Annotated in this window: 12 protein-coding genes; 7 read left to right on the top strand and 5 right to left on the bottom strand. The window is 40.8% G+C overall.

Annotation, left to right across the window (positions count from 1 at the left end; translation table 11 throughout):
* Positions 1-157 precede the first annotated feature (157 nt).
* Complete coding sequence (locus tag ACF8FD_RS02555) at positions 158-1,027, top strand: AraC family transcriptional regulator (RefSeq protein WP_078425281.1); 870 nt, start codon at positions 158-160, stop codon at positions 1,025-1,027.
* Positions 1,028-1,049: 22 nt separating this feature from the next.
* On the opposite strand, the gene ACF8FD_RS02550 is transcribed toward ACF8FD_RS02555, so the two are convergent.
* Complete coding sequence (locus tag ACF8FD_RS02550; protein WP_227518499.1) at positions 1,050-1,355, bottom strand: hypothetical protein; 306 nt, start codon at positions 1,353-1,355, stop codon at positions 1,050-1,052.
* A gap of 617 nt (positions 1,356-1,972) precedes the next feature.
* On the opposite strand from ACF8FD_RS02550, the gene ACF8FD_RS02545 reads away from it, so the two are divergent.
* Complete coding sequence (locus ACF8FD_RS02545) at positions 1,973-3,499, top strand: fumarate hydratase (protein WP_201702438.1); 1,527 nt, start codon at positions 1,973-1,975, stop codon at positions 3,497-3,499.
* Between the two features lie 102 nt (positions 3,500-3,601).
* Positions 3,602-4,150, top strand: a complete 549-nt coding sequence (locus ACF8FD_RS02540; protein ID WP_125273927.1) for a DUF2059 domain-containing protein — start codon at positions 3,602-3,604, stop codon at positions 4,148-4,150.
* A 5-nt stretch (positions 4,151-4,155) separates the two neighbouring features.
* On the opposite strand, the gene ACF8FD_RS02535 is transcribed toward ACF8FD_RS02540, so the two are convergent.
* From ACF8FD_RS02535 to tig, 4 genes are all read right to left on the bottom strand, one after another.
* Positions 4,156-4,872: a DUF2846 domain-containing protein gene (locus tag ACF8FD_RS02535; protein ID WP_104222100.1), complete on the bottom strand. Its 717-nt coding sequence runs from the start codon at positions 4,870-4,872 to the stop codon at positions 4,156-4,158.
* Positions 4,873-5,030: 158 nt separating this feature from the next.
* Positions 5,031-6,341 carry an ATP-dependent protease ATP-binding subunit ClpX gene (gene clpX / locus ACF8FD_RS02530; protein WP_279743389.1) on the bottom strand — a complete coding sequence of 437 codons (1,311 nt, stop codon included), beginning with the start codon at positions 6,339-6,341 and terminating at the stop codon, positions 5,031-5,033.
* A 28-nt stretch (positions 6,342-6,369) separates the two neighbouring features.
* Complete coding sequence (clpP, locus tag ACF8FD_RS02525) at positions 6,370-6,975, bottom strand: ATP-dependent Clp endopeptidase proteolytic subunit ClpP (RefSeq protein WP_004692427.1); 606 nt, start codon at positions 6,973-6,975, stop codon at positions 6,370-6,372.
* Between the two features lie 192 nt (positions 6,976-7,167).
* Positions 7,168-8,499 (bottom strand): trigger factor, encoded by a 1,332-nt coding sequence (gene tig, locus ACF8FD_RS02520; protein ID WP_004979052.1) that lies wholly within the window; start codon positions 8,497-8,499, stop codon positions 7,168-7,170.
* Positions 8,500-8,771: 272 nt separating this feature from the next.
* Between tig and ACF8FD_RS02515 the strand changes: the two genes are divergently transcribed.
* The 4 genes from ACF8FD_RS02515 (at position 8,772) to ACF8FD_RS02500 (ending at position 15,682) form a co-directional block, all read left to right on the top strand.
* The gene (locus ACF8FD_RS02515; protein ID WP_392453083.1) at positions 8,772-11,048 is read left to right on the top strand and encodes a TonB-dependent receptor domain-containing protein; all 2,277 of its coding nucleotides are present in this window, start codon (positions 8,772-8,774) and stop codon (positions 11,046-11,048) included.
* A gap of 330 nt (positions 11,049-11,378) precedes the next feature.
* Positions 11,379-13,727 carry a TonB-dependent siderophore receptor gene (locus ACF8FD_RS02510; protein ID WP_262470595.1) on the top strand — a complete coding sequence of 783 codons (2,349 nt, stop codon included), beginning with the start codon at positions 11,379-11,381 and terminating at the stop codon, positions 13,725-13,727.
* Between the two features lie 115 nt (positions 13,728-13,842).
* Positions 13,843-14,526 (top strand): Fe2+-dependent dioxygenase, encoded by a 684-nt coding sequence (locus tag ACF8FD_RS02505; RefSeq protein ID WP_126038226.1) that lies wholly within the window; start codon positions 13,843-13,845, stop codon positions 14,524-14,526.
* Between the two features lie 49 nt (positions 14,527-14,575).
* Positions 14,576-15,682, top strand: a complete 1,107-nt coding sequence (locus ACF8FD_RS02500) for an alpha-hydroxy acid oxidase (RefSeq protein WP_392453080.1) — start codon at positions 14,576-14,578, stop codon at positions 15,680-15,682.
* Positions 15,683-15,704 lie beyond the last annotated feature (22 nt).

The following is a 15,704-nucleotide window of genomic DNA, read 5'->3' as shown; positions in this document are numbered from 1 at the left end:
CACTCACGCTATTGTGCTTGGTTTAGGTTTCTCATTTCTTGCACCTTCTTGTGGTCACTATCATAAACTTGTGATTTTTTACTGATTTTCGGATATAGATGACAAAATGAAATCAAAGTCCTACACTAAATCTTCCATTTGGCACTGCGTATAGATGATGAAATATCAGATTCTAGATCAATTACAACAACATAAAGCTCAACTCCTCGACTCGGTCGAACTGGGTTCGGGCATGCAGTTGGCCATGTGGCAAAACAACCAAGACCGCGTCAGTGTTTGTAGTAACCACCATACCCTTAGTATGTACATTCAAGGGGGATATCACAGTTATCAAAAGACAGCTCAAGGTTGGCATAATGGCGGTGGGCCAGATCATATGTGCTTGATGCCACAGGACTTTGAGTCAACATGGGATCTGCGCGACCCACTGACTTTTGTGCATCTGTACTACACCGAGCAACATTTACAACGTGTCGCCGAACAGGTGTGGGATCGTGAGCCAAGCCAAATTATTTTAAATCCGCAAAGTTTCGTGGCCGACCCACAGATTGCCATGATCTATCGGCACTTTTTACTCAATGAGGCTTGGCAGAACAGGGAAAATCACTTGCAGATGAGTACTGCCACGACACTTCTGCTCAACCATCTAATTAAAAATTATAGCCATACCGAGTGGCAAGTCCCTGAAGTCAAAGGCGGGCTGTCCCCGTATACTTTGAAACAGTTATTAGAATGGATTGATCAGCATATTCAGCAAAGTTTGACCCTGTCGGATTTGGCCGAGCAAACTCAGCTCAGTGAATATCATTTTGCTCATATGTTTAAGCAATCTATGCACATGCCACCACACCAATATGTGATGCAACGTCGACTTGAACTGGCACACCAAGCTCTACAGCACACATCTGCCAATATGACGGACATTTCGGAACAGTATGGATTTAGCTCCAGCAGCCATTTTAGTCATCGCTTTAAAAAGTACTTTGGCTACTCTCCATCCCAAATGCGAAAAAGTGAGAAAAATTAGATCGGATAAACTCACATTCAGCTTATTTATCTAACATCAAAATAAAGCTCATCATTAAACTCGACATTAAAAAACCGAAAAAAGCACTCATCAAATAAGCTTTCCGACGCTTTTGAGCAGATTGGCTCAGGACTTGATGGCGCATTTCCATATGTTGCTTTTCTTCAAAAATCGTCATCTCGACATCGTTTTTAGGCGGAGCTTTTTTCAAAAGCAAAGGTGACATTGCAAGCATCATGCAGTAAAAATTAAATTTAAATATATCTTCGACAATGACATTGCCTGCATGCTTTTGAGCCATTAAATAAAACAGGAAAATAGACCACAAGAAAAAGCATCCTATAAATAGCAAGGCTGAAGTCGAGGAATAGTATTTCATTGTATTTTTTTAAGATTTGAAACTGGAATCTTAAGGCGTTAAACAATTTTTAGCTAGTTGAAGATTTGAAGATTTGAAGATTTGAAGATTTGAAGATTTGAAGATTTGAAGATTTGAAGATAGCTTAAAACAAAAAAAAGAAGATAAAGCTTAAGCCTGATCTTCTTTTTGACCGTACATCCAAGTCGCTGCGATATATACACAAAAGCCCGCAGCCATCACTAAACCTGTCAACATGTTCGATGTCCTATTGTTTGATGAATGCATTATGCGAAAGTTTTATGACAACTTTATGACAGTGCTGTCATATTTCAAATATTATTATTTTTACATTATATTCAATATCTTAAACAATAAATCATATTCATAATCCCAATTTAGACATGAAATATTTCATTAAATTCAGGCTTTTTTGTCATATTTACCACCGTTTATAACCTCATTTTCTCGTCAATATTGTTCAACTATTAAACTTTCGCCCAAAGGCTTCGCAAAACATCCACAACCTCGGCATTTTGTCTTATAATTTAGCCCGCTAGCTATCAGCCCGCTCAAGAGATATTTGTATGACCACTATTATCAAGCAAGATGATTTGATCACATCGGTCAAAGACGCGCTTCAGTTCATTTCTTACTATCACCCACAAGACTTCATCCAAGCGATGAGCCGTGCTTATGATCGTGAGGAAAACCAAGCGGCGAAAGATGCGATTGCACAAATCTTAATTAACTCGCGTATGTGCGCAGAGGGTCACCGCCCAATCTGTCAAGATACAGGTATCGTCAACGTATTCGTTGAAGTGGGCATGGATGTTAAATTTGATTTAACTATGAGCTTAGACGATGCAATCAACGAAGGCGTACGTCAAGGTTACTTAGAAAACTCAAACGTGCTGCGCGCATCAGTTCTGGCTGATCCTGCATTTGGTCGTAAAAACACCAAAGACAACACCCCTGCTGTGATCTATCACAAACTTGTTCCAGGCAACAAAGTGGATATTACCGTTGCGGCAAAAGGTGGCGGTTCAGAAAACAAATCTAAACTGGCTATGTTAAACCCATCTGACTCAATCGTGGATTGGGTACTTAAAACTGTTCCAACTATGGGTGCTGGCTGGTGTCCACCAGGTATGTTGGGTATTGGTATTGGTGGTACTGCTGAAAAAGCCATGATGCTTGCGAAAGAATCGCTCATGGAAGAAATCAACATGGACGAATTACTTCGTCGTGGCCCTGAAAATAAAATCGAAGAACTTCGTATGGAAATCTTCGAAAAAGTAAACGCACTGGGTATTGGCGCGCAAGGCCTAGGTGGCTTAACCACAGTTCTAGATATTAAAATTAAAGATTACCCATGTCACGCTGCGGGCAAACCAGTGGGTATGATTCCAAACTGTGCAGCGACTCGTCACGCACACTTCCAACTTGATGGTACAGGTGTTGCACACATTCAAGCACCAAAACTTGAAGACTATCCATCAGTCACTTGGGATTCATCAACCTCTAAGCGCGTTGACCTCGACACCATTACCCAAGAAGAAATGAACGCTTGGCAACCAGGCGACACTTTGCTTCTAAACGGTACAATTTATACGGGTCGTGATGCTGCACACAAACGCATGGTAGACATGTTAAACAATGGTGAAGAGCTTCCTGTCGACTTAAAAGGTAAATTCATTTACTACGTGGGGCCTGTAGATCCAGTCGGTGATGAAGTGGTTGGTCCTGCTGGCCCAACAACAGCAACACGTATGGACAAGTTCACACGTCAAGTGCTTGAAGCAACAGGTATGTTCGGCATGATCGGTAAAGCGGACCGTGGTCCTGCAGCGGTTGAAGCAATCAAAGACAATAAAGCGACTTACTTGATGGCAGTGGGCGGCGCAGCTTACCTTGTGTCTAAAGCAATTCGTGAAGCTGAAGTGGTTGCTTTTGCTGACTTAGGTATGGAAGCGATTTACAAATTTGTAGTGAAAGATATGCCTGTATCGGTCGCAGTTGATGTAAATGGCACATCTATTCACGCGACAGCACCAAAAATCTGGCAAGCGAAAATTGGTAAAATTCCAGTAGTCGATGCAGCAGCGGGCTAAAACTTAAGTTTTACTTTTTTGGATACCCTTAACATGCTAAGGTCATGTTAAGGGTATTTTTTACCTACTTTTATAGACTTAATCAAAAAATATAGACCAACAATGAAAAAATTAAATCACATCCTTTGCAGTATTACCTTATGTGTCCTCAGCACAGCTTCTTTTGCCAAACCCGCGACCGAAGCATCGGTAGAGAAGGCGCTCAAACTGGGCGATATTAAAGGCACATTAGCACAGTCTCAGCAAGAAATGCGCCCCATTTATGACCAGCAAGCCGAAGAAATCATTAAGAATATTTTTAAAACATCTACACTCAATAATGAACAACAAAAAGCAGCCAAGCAAATCGCTGAAATCACGGCATCGTTTAGCAGTAAATTGATTTCTGATCCGAAATTTATGCAAATGCTTAAAAATGTATATATGCAGACCTTTACCGAAGAGGAAGTGTTGGCCAACATTCAGTTTCTTGAAACACCTCTAGGCCAGTCTATCAATAAAAAAAGCAGCAAAATGATGAGTGAAATCATGCGCAATAGCATCGCCATGTCTGCTGAAATGATGCAAGATCCAGCTATTCAGCTGGAAATGAATCGTCAAATTGAAAAGACCCTGATACCCTTATTTGAACAAGCCAAAAAAGCACAATAGCTCACTTACCAGGTTAAAGGATTCCACAGCTTAAAGGGTTTCATCAGCTGAACCTCTTCACTTGGGTCATATTTGGCAGGTTTAAGTTTTTGCGCTTTCTTTCGTAACTCACCCGTGTGTTGATCTTCCGCGACAAAGTTGTAGCTGTTGGACTTTAACTGGGTAAATGCAATCTCTTGAATCGCAATTTTTTCAGGTATGACCGCCAAAGGCCCCGAAACATCATGGCGTGTGGATAAGTTCTCTTCATCATACTTGATGAAATAAGACTGCCCTGCTTCTACGCTAAAATCGATATATTTCGGCTTTTGAAAATGGTTAATGCCCAAAGGCCGACTACTGGATAAACGATAAGTCCCTGCGGGCAATTCGACCCAATAATAATGATTGTTCAGCAAGCTTGGAATGCGTTCTTTATTGATAAATAAACTCGAGGCCACAATTTCTTGTCGATTCCATTTTGAGTCTGGACGATACAGATAAACCATCGCCGCTTGTTCATGCTGGGGTTGGACACGCTGAAAACGCTGTCCTAATTTTTGATTGACCCACCCACCTACGCTAAACACCCCGATGCGATACTGCTCAATCATGCCTGGGTCATGTTCAAAATCGACCTCATGGCTGAGAGTTGATGTTAATTCAGGTTGTTCAACTGTCGCTTTTCCATGACAACCCAATAAAATTAAACTGCTTAAAAGCGTAATCGTCATTGCACGCATGACTATTCCTCACGACGTATTTTTTATTTTGATACTGAATTTTTAGTTTTAATCTAGGCATCCCAGCCTATGATGCAGAGTAGCATTCCCTCTTTTTTTTGAATATAAAAAAACGTGTGAAAACACTCGATTTTCACACGTTTCAGATGAATAACAACTTAAGCGGACTTTGAATTAATCACTTTTAAATCAACTTTAGCTGCATCTTTCTGTTCGATTCTAGGTAAACGCTCTGGCTTAAATAATGGTGCAGCCGCACCGTTAATCACGTCTTCATTCACCACAACTGTGCCAACATCGGTACGACTTGGTAAATCGTACATGGTTTCAAGCAGCGTATTTTCCAAAATAGAACGTAAGCCACGTGCACCCGTATTGCGGTCTAAGGCTTTTTTCGCCACTGCACGTAATGCTGAGTCTTCAAAAACCAGATCAACGTTTTCCATATCAAACAAATGTTGATATTGACGGGTCAATGCATTCTTCGGTTCAGTCAGAATTTGCATCAAAGCTTCTTCATCTAACTCTTCCAAAGTCGCAATTACAGGTAAACGACCAATAAACTCTGGAATCAGACCAAATTTCACCAAATCTGTCGCTTCAACTTGACGGAACAAATCAGACAATTTCTTGCCTTCATCTTTCTTCTTCACTTCAGCCGTGAAGCCAATTCCACCTTTTTCTTGGCGCTGTTGTACGATTTTCTCAAGACCCGAGAATGCCCCACCACAGATGAACAAGATATTTGAAGTATCAATTTGAATGAATTCTTGCTGCGGATGCTTACGACCACCTTGAGGTGGAATAGATGCAACCGTGCCTTCGATCATTTTCAGTAACGCTTGTTGTACACCTTCACCCGACACATCACGCGTGATCGATGGGTTTTCAGACTTACGGGTAATCTTGTCGATTTCATCGATATAGATAATACCTTTTTGCGCTTTTTCTACATCGTAGTCTGCTTTTTGTAAAAGCTTTTGTACAATGTTTTCAACATCTTCACCGACATAGCCGGCTTCGGTAAGTGTCGTTGCATCAGCCATAGCAAAAGGAACATCGAGAAGACGTGCCATGGTTTGCGCAAGCAAGGTTTTACCCGAACCTGTTGGTCCTACTAATAAGATATTACTTTTCGCAATTTCAACAGCATCATCGTGTTTATGTCCACCATGTGTCGCTTTAAGACGTTTATAGTGGTTATAGACAGCAACTGACAAGGTTTTCTTTGCCACATCTTGACCAATGACATATTGATCTAGTGCCGCACGAATCTCGTGCGGTTTAGGCAAGGGTTTTGCAGCCCAGTCACCCGACTCAACTTGTTGACTGGTTTGCACCAAGTCTAAGCATACGTCCACACATTCATTACAGATGTACGCGTCCTCGCCTGCTATCAGTTTCCCAACTTCAGACTGCGTTTTACCGCAAAATGAACAATGCTTTTGTCCTTGAGGATGTTCGGACATATTCACTCCAATTCTAAACTTTTAAAACTTATGGACGTTTAGATAACACTTCGTCCACGAGACCATATTCTTTTGCAGCTTGCGCTGTCATAAAGTTATCACGGTCAGTATCACGTGCCACAGTTTCATAGTCTTGACCACTGTGCTCTGCCATTAAACGGTTTAAACGTTCTTTAATAAACAGAATTTCACGTGCATGAATTTCAATATCAGATGCCTGACCACGGAAACCACCTAACGGTTGGTGGATCATGACACGTGCATTTTCAAGGCAATAACGTTTACCTTTCGCACCTGCATTCAACAAGAAAGCACCCATTGATGCTGCTTGCCCCATACAGTAAGTCACAACATCTGGTTTAATAAATTGCATGGTATCGTAAATCGCCATACCCGCAGTCACCGAACCACCTGGTGAGTTAATGTAAAGATGAATATCTTTATCTGGATTTTCCGCTTCTAAAAACAACATTTGCGCGACAATCAAATTCGCCATGTTATCTTCAACTTCACCAGTCATAAAAATGACGCGTTCACGCAAAAGACGTGAATAAATGTCAAATGAACGTTCACCGCGAGATGACTGTTCTACAACCATTGGAACTAAGGCATTATCGATAGTTGGAATATACATACGTTTACTTATTCCTAAATTTTTTGTTACTCAACTCATAGTCACAATATGAGGGATAATTGCTGAAAATGCAAAATATTCCCAAGTAAATAACAGATATTTTTTGCATAAGCTTTGTGAACGCAAGGCCTTTTACAAACCTAGATCACAATAAAAAAGGCGCTCAAAGCGCCTTTTTTACTTTAGCTAAACTTAGCCTTGTTGACGAGCTTGTTGCTCTTTCAATAAGTCTTCGTAGCTTACAGCAGTATCCGTTACTTTAGCAGACGCTAAGATGTGATCAACCACTTGGTCTTCTAACACAACAGCTTCGATTTGCGAACGTTGTTGTTTGTCATTTTTGAAGTATTCGATCACTTCAGCTGGATCTTCATAAGAAGAAGCCATGTCTTCGATGTAAGCATCAACACGTGCTTGATCTACCTCAATTTTAGCATCAGCTAAAACTTTGCTTACCAGTACGCCTAATTTTACAGATTTTTCAGCTTGTTCTTTGAACAATTCATCTGGAAGCATGCTTGAGTCAAATGCTTTCGCACCTTGAGCACCAAACTGCTGAGTGAACTGTTGGATCATTTGTTGACGTTGACGGTCAACTTCTTGAGCAACCATAGACGCAGGAAGTTCAACTTCGTTTGCAGCTACAAGCGCATCAAAAGCTGCACCTTTCACTTGATTACGCAAACCATTTTTCACTTCACGTTCCATGTTTTTACGAACGTCAGCTTTTAACTTCTCAATGCCTTCTTCTTCAGTTAGACCGAAGATTTTAAGGAATTCAGCGTCAACTTCTGGAAGTTTTTGTTTTTCAACAAGCTTCACAGTGATTTTGAATTGAGCTGATTTACCAGCAAGGTTTTCAGCTTGGTAGTCTTCAGGGAAAGTTACATCGATAACTTTCTCTTCGCCTTTCTTCATACCAACGATACCGTCTTCGAAGCCAGGGATCATACGACCTGAACCTAAAACAAGTTTAAAGTCTTCTGCAGAACCGCCTTCAAACTTTTCACCGTCTACTGAACCTTCAAAGTCGAAAGTGACTTGCATGTCTTTTTTAGCCATGCCTTTTGTTTCAGCCCAAGAAGCACGTTGCTTCTGAAGGTTTTCGATCATTTGATCAACATCTTTGTCGTTTACTTCAGATGCTTTACGTTCAACTTCTAAACCATCAAATTTGACGTTAACTTCTGGATAAACTTCAACAGTCGCTTCGTATACAAGCGCGTCGTCTTTTAATTCAGATTTTTCAATGTTTGGCATGCCAACAGCATTGATTTTTTCTTGTTGGATCGCTTCAAATACTGTGTCACGAATAATGTCGCTTACGACTTCTTGGTAGATACCCGCGCCATATTCACGACGAACAACATTTACTGGCACTTTACCTGGACGGAAGCCGTTGATCTTCACAGTTTTAGCAGTGCGTTTTAAGCGAGCTTCGAACTGCTCGTTAACACGGCTCGTCGGTACAGATACATTTAAACGACGGGTAACACCCGAAACCGCTTCAGAAGTTACTTGCATGGCTTCCTCAATCTTTTGGTAAGAACAATTTTAAAAAGTGCCACATTATATGACAACATTGAACGATATACAAAATACCCGATTGAAACCACATATTTTTTTCTTCATTTATCGTTTTTTATTTTGAATATTTTTAAATCGCTACTGATTAAGTGCAAAGTATTATATTTTTTATGGCTTTTGTTGCAAATGATAAATATTACCATTAATATTTGCGTCAACTTTGATCGTTTTTTTCAATTTTTTTCTCGTCCATCATTGAAACTCTAGTTATGAGTAAGTTTAATCTAGCCCCTCTTTCATTGGCATTGCTTGGGGCAATCACCACTCCTGTTTTCGCAGAAACAACAACTGAAGATTCATCTACCCATCAGCTTTCCACCATTGTGGTTTCAGCTGCGGGTTTTGAACAAGATATTAAAAATGCACCTGCGTCTATTACTGTATTAAATCAAGAAGATCTCAAATCCAAACGCGTGAACTCATTAGCAGATGCTTTACGTGGTGTAGAAGGTGTAGATGTTAGCCCTACTGCAGGTAAGACAGGAACACTCAATATTCGTATGCGTGGTATGCCACCTGAATACACTTTAATTTTAATCGATGGTAAGCGCCAAAATAGTGTAGGAAACATTACACCGAATGGTTTTAGCGAATCTAATAATAATTTTATTCCACCAATTTCAGCTATTGAGCGAATTGAAGTCATTCGCGGCCCAATGTCAACTTTATATGGTTCAGACGCTATGGGCGGCGTTATCAATATCATTACTAAAAAAGTGTCTAATGAGTGGACTGGCTCTCTAAACTTAAACGGCACTGTCCTACCAAATAGCTCAGAGTTTGGTAACCAATACGCTGCCGAAATATTTACATCAGGCCCACTAGTAAAAGATTTGGTTGGTTTACAAATCCGCGCACGGAAAGCTGAACGCCAACAATCATATATTAAAGTCCCAGCTGCAAATAGCGAGATCAATACGTTAGCTCAAGGAAATAGTCCGACAAAATCAGATATTGAAACATTTGGTGGCCGCTTAACTTTTACACCACATCCTGATCATAGTTTTGCACTTGACGTTGAAAACACTCAACAATGGTTTGATAACAGTCGTGGACAACTTGGTACATACCTAGATAATAATGGTAAACCATTAGCGCCCAATAGCACTCAAGGCTATGGACCTAGTCAAGAATATGAACGCACCAAAGCCTATATCTCTCATGAATGGCAAACAAATTTTGGTCGTTTAGAAAGCAGTATTTCTCATGTAGAAACAGAAACTGTTGGACGGCTTTTACCCGCGGGCATGTTAACGACACCAGAAAACCAAAAATTCGTTAATCGTGAATTAAAAAGTGAAGATATCTATTTTGATACTAAATTCACCACGCAAAACATTGAAAATCACAACATTACCATTGGTGGTCAATGGTGGGATGCTAGCCAAAAAGATGGTATTCGTCGTGCCAACCCTGAACTAACTTTTGAGCAATATGGTCTATTTATTGAAGACACGTGGTCTATTTTACCAAACTTAAATTTAACCTTAGGTGGCCGTTTCGATGATCACAGTGCTTTTGGTGATTTCTTTACCCCACGTGCATATTTAGTTTGGAATATGAATGATCAGTGGACTGCTAAGGGCGGTTATGCTGAAGGATATAAAGTTCCTCGCTTAGAACAACTTACCCAAGGTTTATCTAACATTGCTGGACAAGGACGCACACCAGTTTTAGGTAATCTTAATTTGCAGCCTGAAACGAGTGAAAGTACAGAGTTAGGTATTTATTTTGATAACCAACAAGGCTTTAATGCGAACCTAACATTATTCCAAAATAAGACCAAAGATAAAATTACAACATCGGGTGCAAACTACGCACTTACTTTTATTCGACAAAGTGATGTAGATACACTGACCAAAAATGGTACCTATGTACCTGGTGTCAGCTATGATGGTCGTCCGATCGAGTTTGACTGTACAGGTAATGAAGCAGCCTGTGATGCCAAGTTAAAAGAATGGGGCGTAGACTGGACAACTGCAAAAAATCGTAACTTAACACTTGCACGCCCTTATAACGCCGAAGAAGCTGAGTCACATGGTATTGAAGTTGGTGCCTCATACCAAATTAATAACCAATGGCAAGTTTCTGGCAATTATACATGGACAGAAGGTGAACTAACTGATGCGACAGGTCGTACCATTGATGATGCAGATAATGCTGAACACATGGCTAACCTCTTAGTTAATTACCAACCTGCTGATAATGCATCACTTTGGTTACGTGGTGAATATCGTAGTAGTCAAATCCGAGAAGATGGTAACGTTAAAAACACTTTAGGTGACTATAAAGGCTATACACAATGGCATCTTGGAACCAACTATATAGTGAATGACAACATCGAAGTTGGTGTCGCACTTTATAATATTTTTGATGTCAATTTTGTTGATTATCAATATGTTTCCACTGAAGATGCTTATTATAACCGCTATAAAAACACCCAAGAAGGACGACGCGTTCAGCTAAGTACGACCTTTAAGTTCTAAGCTGCATCCAAAACCCTGCTCCAGCAGGGTTTTCTTCATACATAGCTAATATAGATCCAACATAATTTATACATACTCACTTGAGAAACACCTTCAAACTTAGCTTAAAAATAATGGATTCTAAATTCCAATAACATTATAAAAATATAATCTAATTTTCCAATTCAAATAAAAATCAAAAACTTACATTAATTTCATTACATTATTACATTTATTTTTTCTACACAAATATATCTAAGCATCGACAATTCCAATGTAATAGTTATGCTACAAAAAATAAGAATCATTATTATTCGCATACTAATTTACAACGCTAGAACTAGATTCGTTATGGCCTTCATCAAAACACGTAAAAAGCTGGTTTCTTCAGCAATCGCTTCAACACTCTCTGTGGTTGCAGTCAATGCTGTTGCTCAAGATCAAATCGCGCAATTAGAAACAATTCACACGGAAGCGGCAGCAGAACAAAGTTTGAAAGTAGACAAATCTGCAAACAGCAAGTTCGTTGCTCCCCTACTCGACACACCAAAGTCAGTGTCGGTTATTTCTAAGCAGTTGATTGAAGACACTCAAGTTACAACTTTAAGCGATGCTTTACGCACAGTGCCTGGGATCACACTTGGTGCAGGTGAAGGTGGTAACCCAAATGGTGACCGTCCATTTATCCGTGGTTACAACTCTGAAAGTTCAATGTACGTAGACGGCGTACGCAACTCATCTTCGCAAAACCGCGAAATGTTTGCGATTGAACAAGTTGAAATTACCAAAGGTTCTGCATCTGCTATGGGCGGTGCAGGTACAACTGGTGGTAGCATCAACATGATTTCTAAAGTTGCAAAAAAAGGTGACTTTTTAGAAGGTTCTGTGGGTGCAGGAACGGATGATTACCAACGTATTACTTTAGACGGTAACAAAGATTTTGGTAATGGTATTGCTGCTCGTGTTGCCGTAATGGGGCACCACAACGACAAAGCGGGTCAAGAAGATGGTACTGAATATGCACGTGCAGGTATTGCGCCAAGTATTACTTTTGGTCTAGACAGCGACACGCGTGCAACTTTAAGCTACTACTACCTCAAAACTGATGATACCCCTGATTCAGGCATTCCATACAACAACCCATTTGGTGCTCCAAGAACTGGAGCAATTGATTACCGACCATTAAATGGCAATGGTAAGCCTATCGATGTTAAACAAGGTATGTATTACGGCTGGAAAGATCGCGATTTCCAAAAACAAGAAAATCAATCAGGAACAATCAAGCTTGAGCATGATCTTACTGATAATTTAACCCTTAGCAATACCGCTGTATACAACAAATCTAAAAATGACTACCTTTGGACAAATCCGGATGATTCACAAGGTAACTTTTACAATAAACCTGAATTCACTAATCAATTAGTAGGCAATGTTTGGGCGCGTGCAAACTCACGTGTGGCAGATACCGATGCATTTACAGACCAATTGGCTTTAACTGGTAAGTTTAATACAGGTCGCTTAAAGCACAGCTTTAACTTAGGTGCTGAGTACTCAGACCAAGAAACTGATCGTACCCAATATATTATCAATGGCGAAAATACTACGGGAAGTGCCTACTCGGATTGTAGCAAGTCTGAAAATGTGAGCTCTGGTTGGTGCACCTCGGTTCAGAATCCTAATCGTGGTCCATGGACAGGCAGCATCAGTACTGAAGGCGCTGACCGTTATAACATTGAAAATGAAAATACCTCTATTTACTTCCTAGATAGCATTGAATTTAGCCCGCAATGGATTTTAGATTTAGGTCTTCGTTGGGATGATTATTCTGCTAAGCAGACCATGACATATGGCACGCGTAATAGTGCGGTATTAGGAAGTAGTACGACTCCTCCAACAGCAAAAGCTGGTGATAAAGTAGCGATTAAAAACGACTCTGATTTTATCAACTACCAAGTCGGCTTAGTCTACAAACCAGTCGAAAATGGCTCGATCTATGCAAGTTATGCAACCTCATCAAATCCAGTGGGTGTAGATGGTGGTGATGGTTCAGAAGGTATTACAGCAGCTATTCAGAACTTAAAACCTGAAGAAGTTAAAACTTATGAAATTGGCACGAAATGGGATGTGCTGAATGAGAAGTTGAATTTAACCGCTGCGATCTTCCGTACAGAAAAAACCAATACTCGTGCAACGACGGACGAAGGCACAACTCAAAATATCGGTGAGACACGTGTCGATGGTATCGAACTTGGCGTGAACGGTAACATTACGGACAAATGGGCTGTATCTGCAGGATATACGTATTTAGATAGTGAACTCATTGATGGTGGTTTCGAGAATATTGGTACAACAGCTGCTCCAATTTACGCACCAAACAGCAATAATGGTAAACAAGTTCAAAACGTTGCTAAAAACTCTGCAACACTTTGGACCACTTACCAAGTCATGCCACAGTTGACTTTAGGTGCTGGCGCAATTGCGATGGACAAAGTCTATGCCAATGCTGCAAATACCAAATGGGTACCTGGCTACGTTCGCTACGATGCTATGGCGCGTTACAACGTCAACAAAAATGTTGACCTTCAGTTAAATGTCAACAACTTGGCTGATACACGTTATTTCACTAAAGCTTACGCATCTCACTATGCAACTGAAGCTGAAGGTCGTAGCGCAGTACTGTCTCTAAACTTCAAATACTAAGTTTATAACTAAAATCTCTTTCATCCTGAGATTTGATAAAAATAGCCTCTCATTGAGGCTATTTTTATATATGCTTAAAGACTAAATAGATCTTTCATTTTCAGCAGGTCATGTTGTGATCCATCATATTCCCAATGTATTAAGCAAAGAACAGGTACAATACTTTCGTAATGAAATGGCAAAAGTGGAGTGGATTGATGGTAAAAAAACCACAGGATCACTCTCAAAAAATGTAAAACAAAATCAACAGCTCCCCGAAGATCACCCTCTCACACAACACTTAGGCAATATCATCTTAGAAGCACTTGGACAACATCCACTCTTTATGTCCGCTGCCCTACCTTTAGATATTTTGCCACCTTATTTTAACCGCTATGAACAGGGCGAAACTTTTGGCTTCCATGTAGACAATGCCATTCGCTGGGTAGCCGGAAGCAAAGATCGGATTCGTACCGATGTATCCTGCACTGTTTTTCTAAGCGAACCTGACGAATATGAAGGTGGCGATTTGGTAGTAGAAGACACCTATGGCTATCATGAAGTGAAATTACCTGCGGGTGATATGATTTTATATCCATCTACTAGCGTGCATGAGGTAACACCAGTGACCTCAGGCTGCCGTGTCGCTTCGTTCTTTTGGGTTCAAAGCATGATTCGAGATGATGCTGACCGTCATATCTTATTTAATCTTGATCAAACCATTCAGAACCTACGTGTACAACTCGGTGATCAACATCAAGAAGTGGTAAAGCTCACCAGTCTGTATCATAACCTGATGCGCAAATGGGCTGAACTGTAAAACAATCATCCCAGCTCAACGTTAACTACTGTAGCAACTGGATCGTTCCATGACATCAAAAACTTTTTTGCCACCACTCACCCAAATTCCTGCCTCATTACAAACGATTGCAGACTATGAAATTGAAGCAGAAAAGCATCTGCCTGAGATGGTCTGGCACTATTTGCAAGGTGGTGCTATGGATGAGATCAGTGTTCGGAATAACCTCGCTCAGTTCCAAAACCTGCACTTGATACCACGCATGTTAAGAGATCTCACTCAAGGCAATACGAGCTGTGAAATCTTAGGGCAAAGCTTTCCACATCCTATTTTTGTCGCACCGATTGGACATCAACAGCAGTTTCATCCTGAAGCAGAAGCAGCAACTGCACTGGCAGCTGAAGTACTCGGTAGCAATATGATTTTGAGTACTTTTACCAACACGGACATGCGAACATTCAAACCTGAGAATCCTTACAAATGGTTCCAACTGTACTGGCAAGGTGACCGTGATAAATCTTTGGCTTTGCTGAAGCTCGCTGAGGCACAAAACTTCACCGCTATTGTCATTACTGTGGACTCTCCACATACAGGCATCCGTGACCGTGAACGTCGTGCTTTCTTTCACCTCCCTGAAAACATGCAGCATCCGCACACTCCTGCCCATATTCCACTGCCTGAACTGCAAGAAGGCGATCATCCCGTGTTTAATGGGCTAATGAAAATTGCTCCGACGTGGGACGACATCGCATGGATGGTTCAACAGACTGATTTACCCATCCTGTTAAAAGGCATCGTCAGTCCACTCGATGCACAACTGGCCATTCAACATGGCGTACAAGGCTTAATTGTGTCTAACCACGGCGGTCGTGTTTTAGATACCTGTATTCCTCCACTCAAAGCCTTGCAACTCATCAAAAAAGCCGTTCCGCATGACTTCCCTCTTTTATATGATGGGGGTGTGCGTCGCGGCTCAGATGTGTTTAAGGCTATTGCCTTGGGAGCTTCCGCGGTTTTAGTTGGGCGACCATGTATTTATGGTCTTGCCACTGCGGGTGCCTTGGGCGTTGCCCATGTGCTTAAAATCTTAAAAGAAGAGTTTGAGATCACCATGGCGTTGATGGGCACTGCAACACTTGCAGATATACAGCCCGATATGGTCATAGAGTTCTCATAACCTCTTCAACAAAGCGAATGAA

The organism is Acinetobacter sp. TYF_19 (assembly GCF_043105125.1).
Taxonomy (GTDB): Bacteria; Pseudomonadota; Gammaproteobacteria; order Pseudomonadales; family Moraxellaceae; genus Acinetobacter; species Acinetobacter johnsonii.
Note: the sequence above shows the minus strand (reverse complement) of the source record. Positions and strands in the feature narration are given on the sequence as shown.

What these genes read in the sequence shown, in the direction of transcription:
- ACF8FD_RS02555 (WP_078425281.1), top strand. Translation starts at nt 158, where the DNA reads ATGAAATATCAGATTCTAGATCAATTACAACAACATAAAGCTCAACTC.
- ACF8FD_RS02545 (WP_201702438.1), top strand. Translation starts at nt 1,973, where the DNA reads ATGACCACTATTATCAAGCAAGATGATTTGATCACATCGGTCAAAGAC.
- ACF8FD_RS02540 (WP_125273927.1), top strand. Translation starts at nt 3,602, where the DNA reads ATGAAAAAATTAAATCACATCCTTTGCAGTATTACCTTATGTGTCCTC.
- ACF8FD_RS02535 (WP_104222100.1), bottom strand. Translation starts at nt 4,872, where the DNA reads ATGCGTGCAATGACGATTACGCTTTTAAGCAGTTTAATTTTATTGGGT.
- clpX (WP_279743389.1), bottom strand. Translation starts at nt 6,341, where the DNA reads ATGTCCGAACATCCTCAAGGACAAAAGCATTGTTCATTTTGCGGTAAA.
- clpP (WP_004692427.1), bottom strand. Translation starts at nt 6,975, where the DNA reads ATGTATATTCCAACTATCGATAATGCCTTAGTTCCAATGGTTGTAGAA.
- tig (WP_004979052.1), bottom strand. Translation starts at nt 8,499, where the DNA reads ATGCAAGTAACTTCTGAAGCGGTTTCGGGTGTTACCCGTCGTTTAAAT.
- ACF8FD_RS02515 (WP_392453083.1), top strand. Translation starts at nt 8,772, where the DNA reads ATGAGTAAGTTTAATCTAGCCCCTCTTTCATTGGCATTGCTTGGGGCA.
- ACF8FD_RS02510 (WP_262470595.1), top strand. Translation starts at nt 11,379, where the DNA reads ATGGCCTTCATCAAAACACGTAAAAAGCTGGTTTCTTCAGCAATCGCT.
- ACF8FD_RS02500 (WP_392453080.1), top strand. Translation starts at nt 14,576, where the DNA reads ATGACATCAAAAACTTTTTTGCCACCACTCACCCAAATTCCTGCCTCA.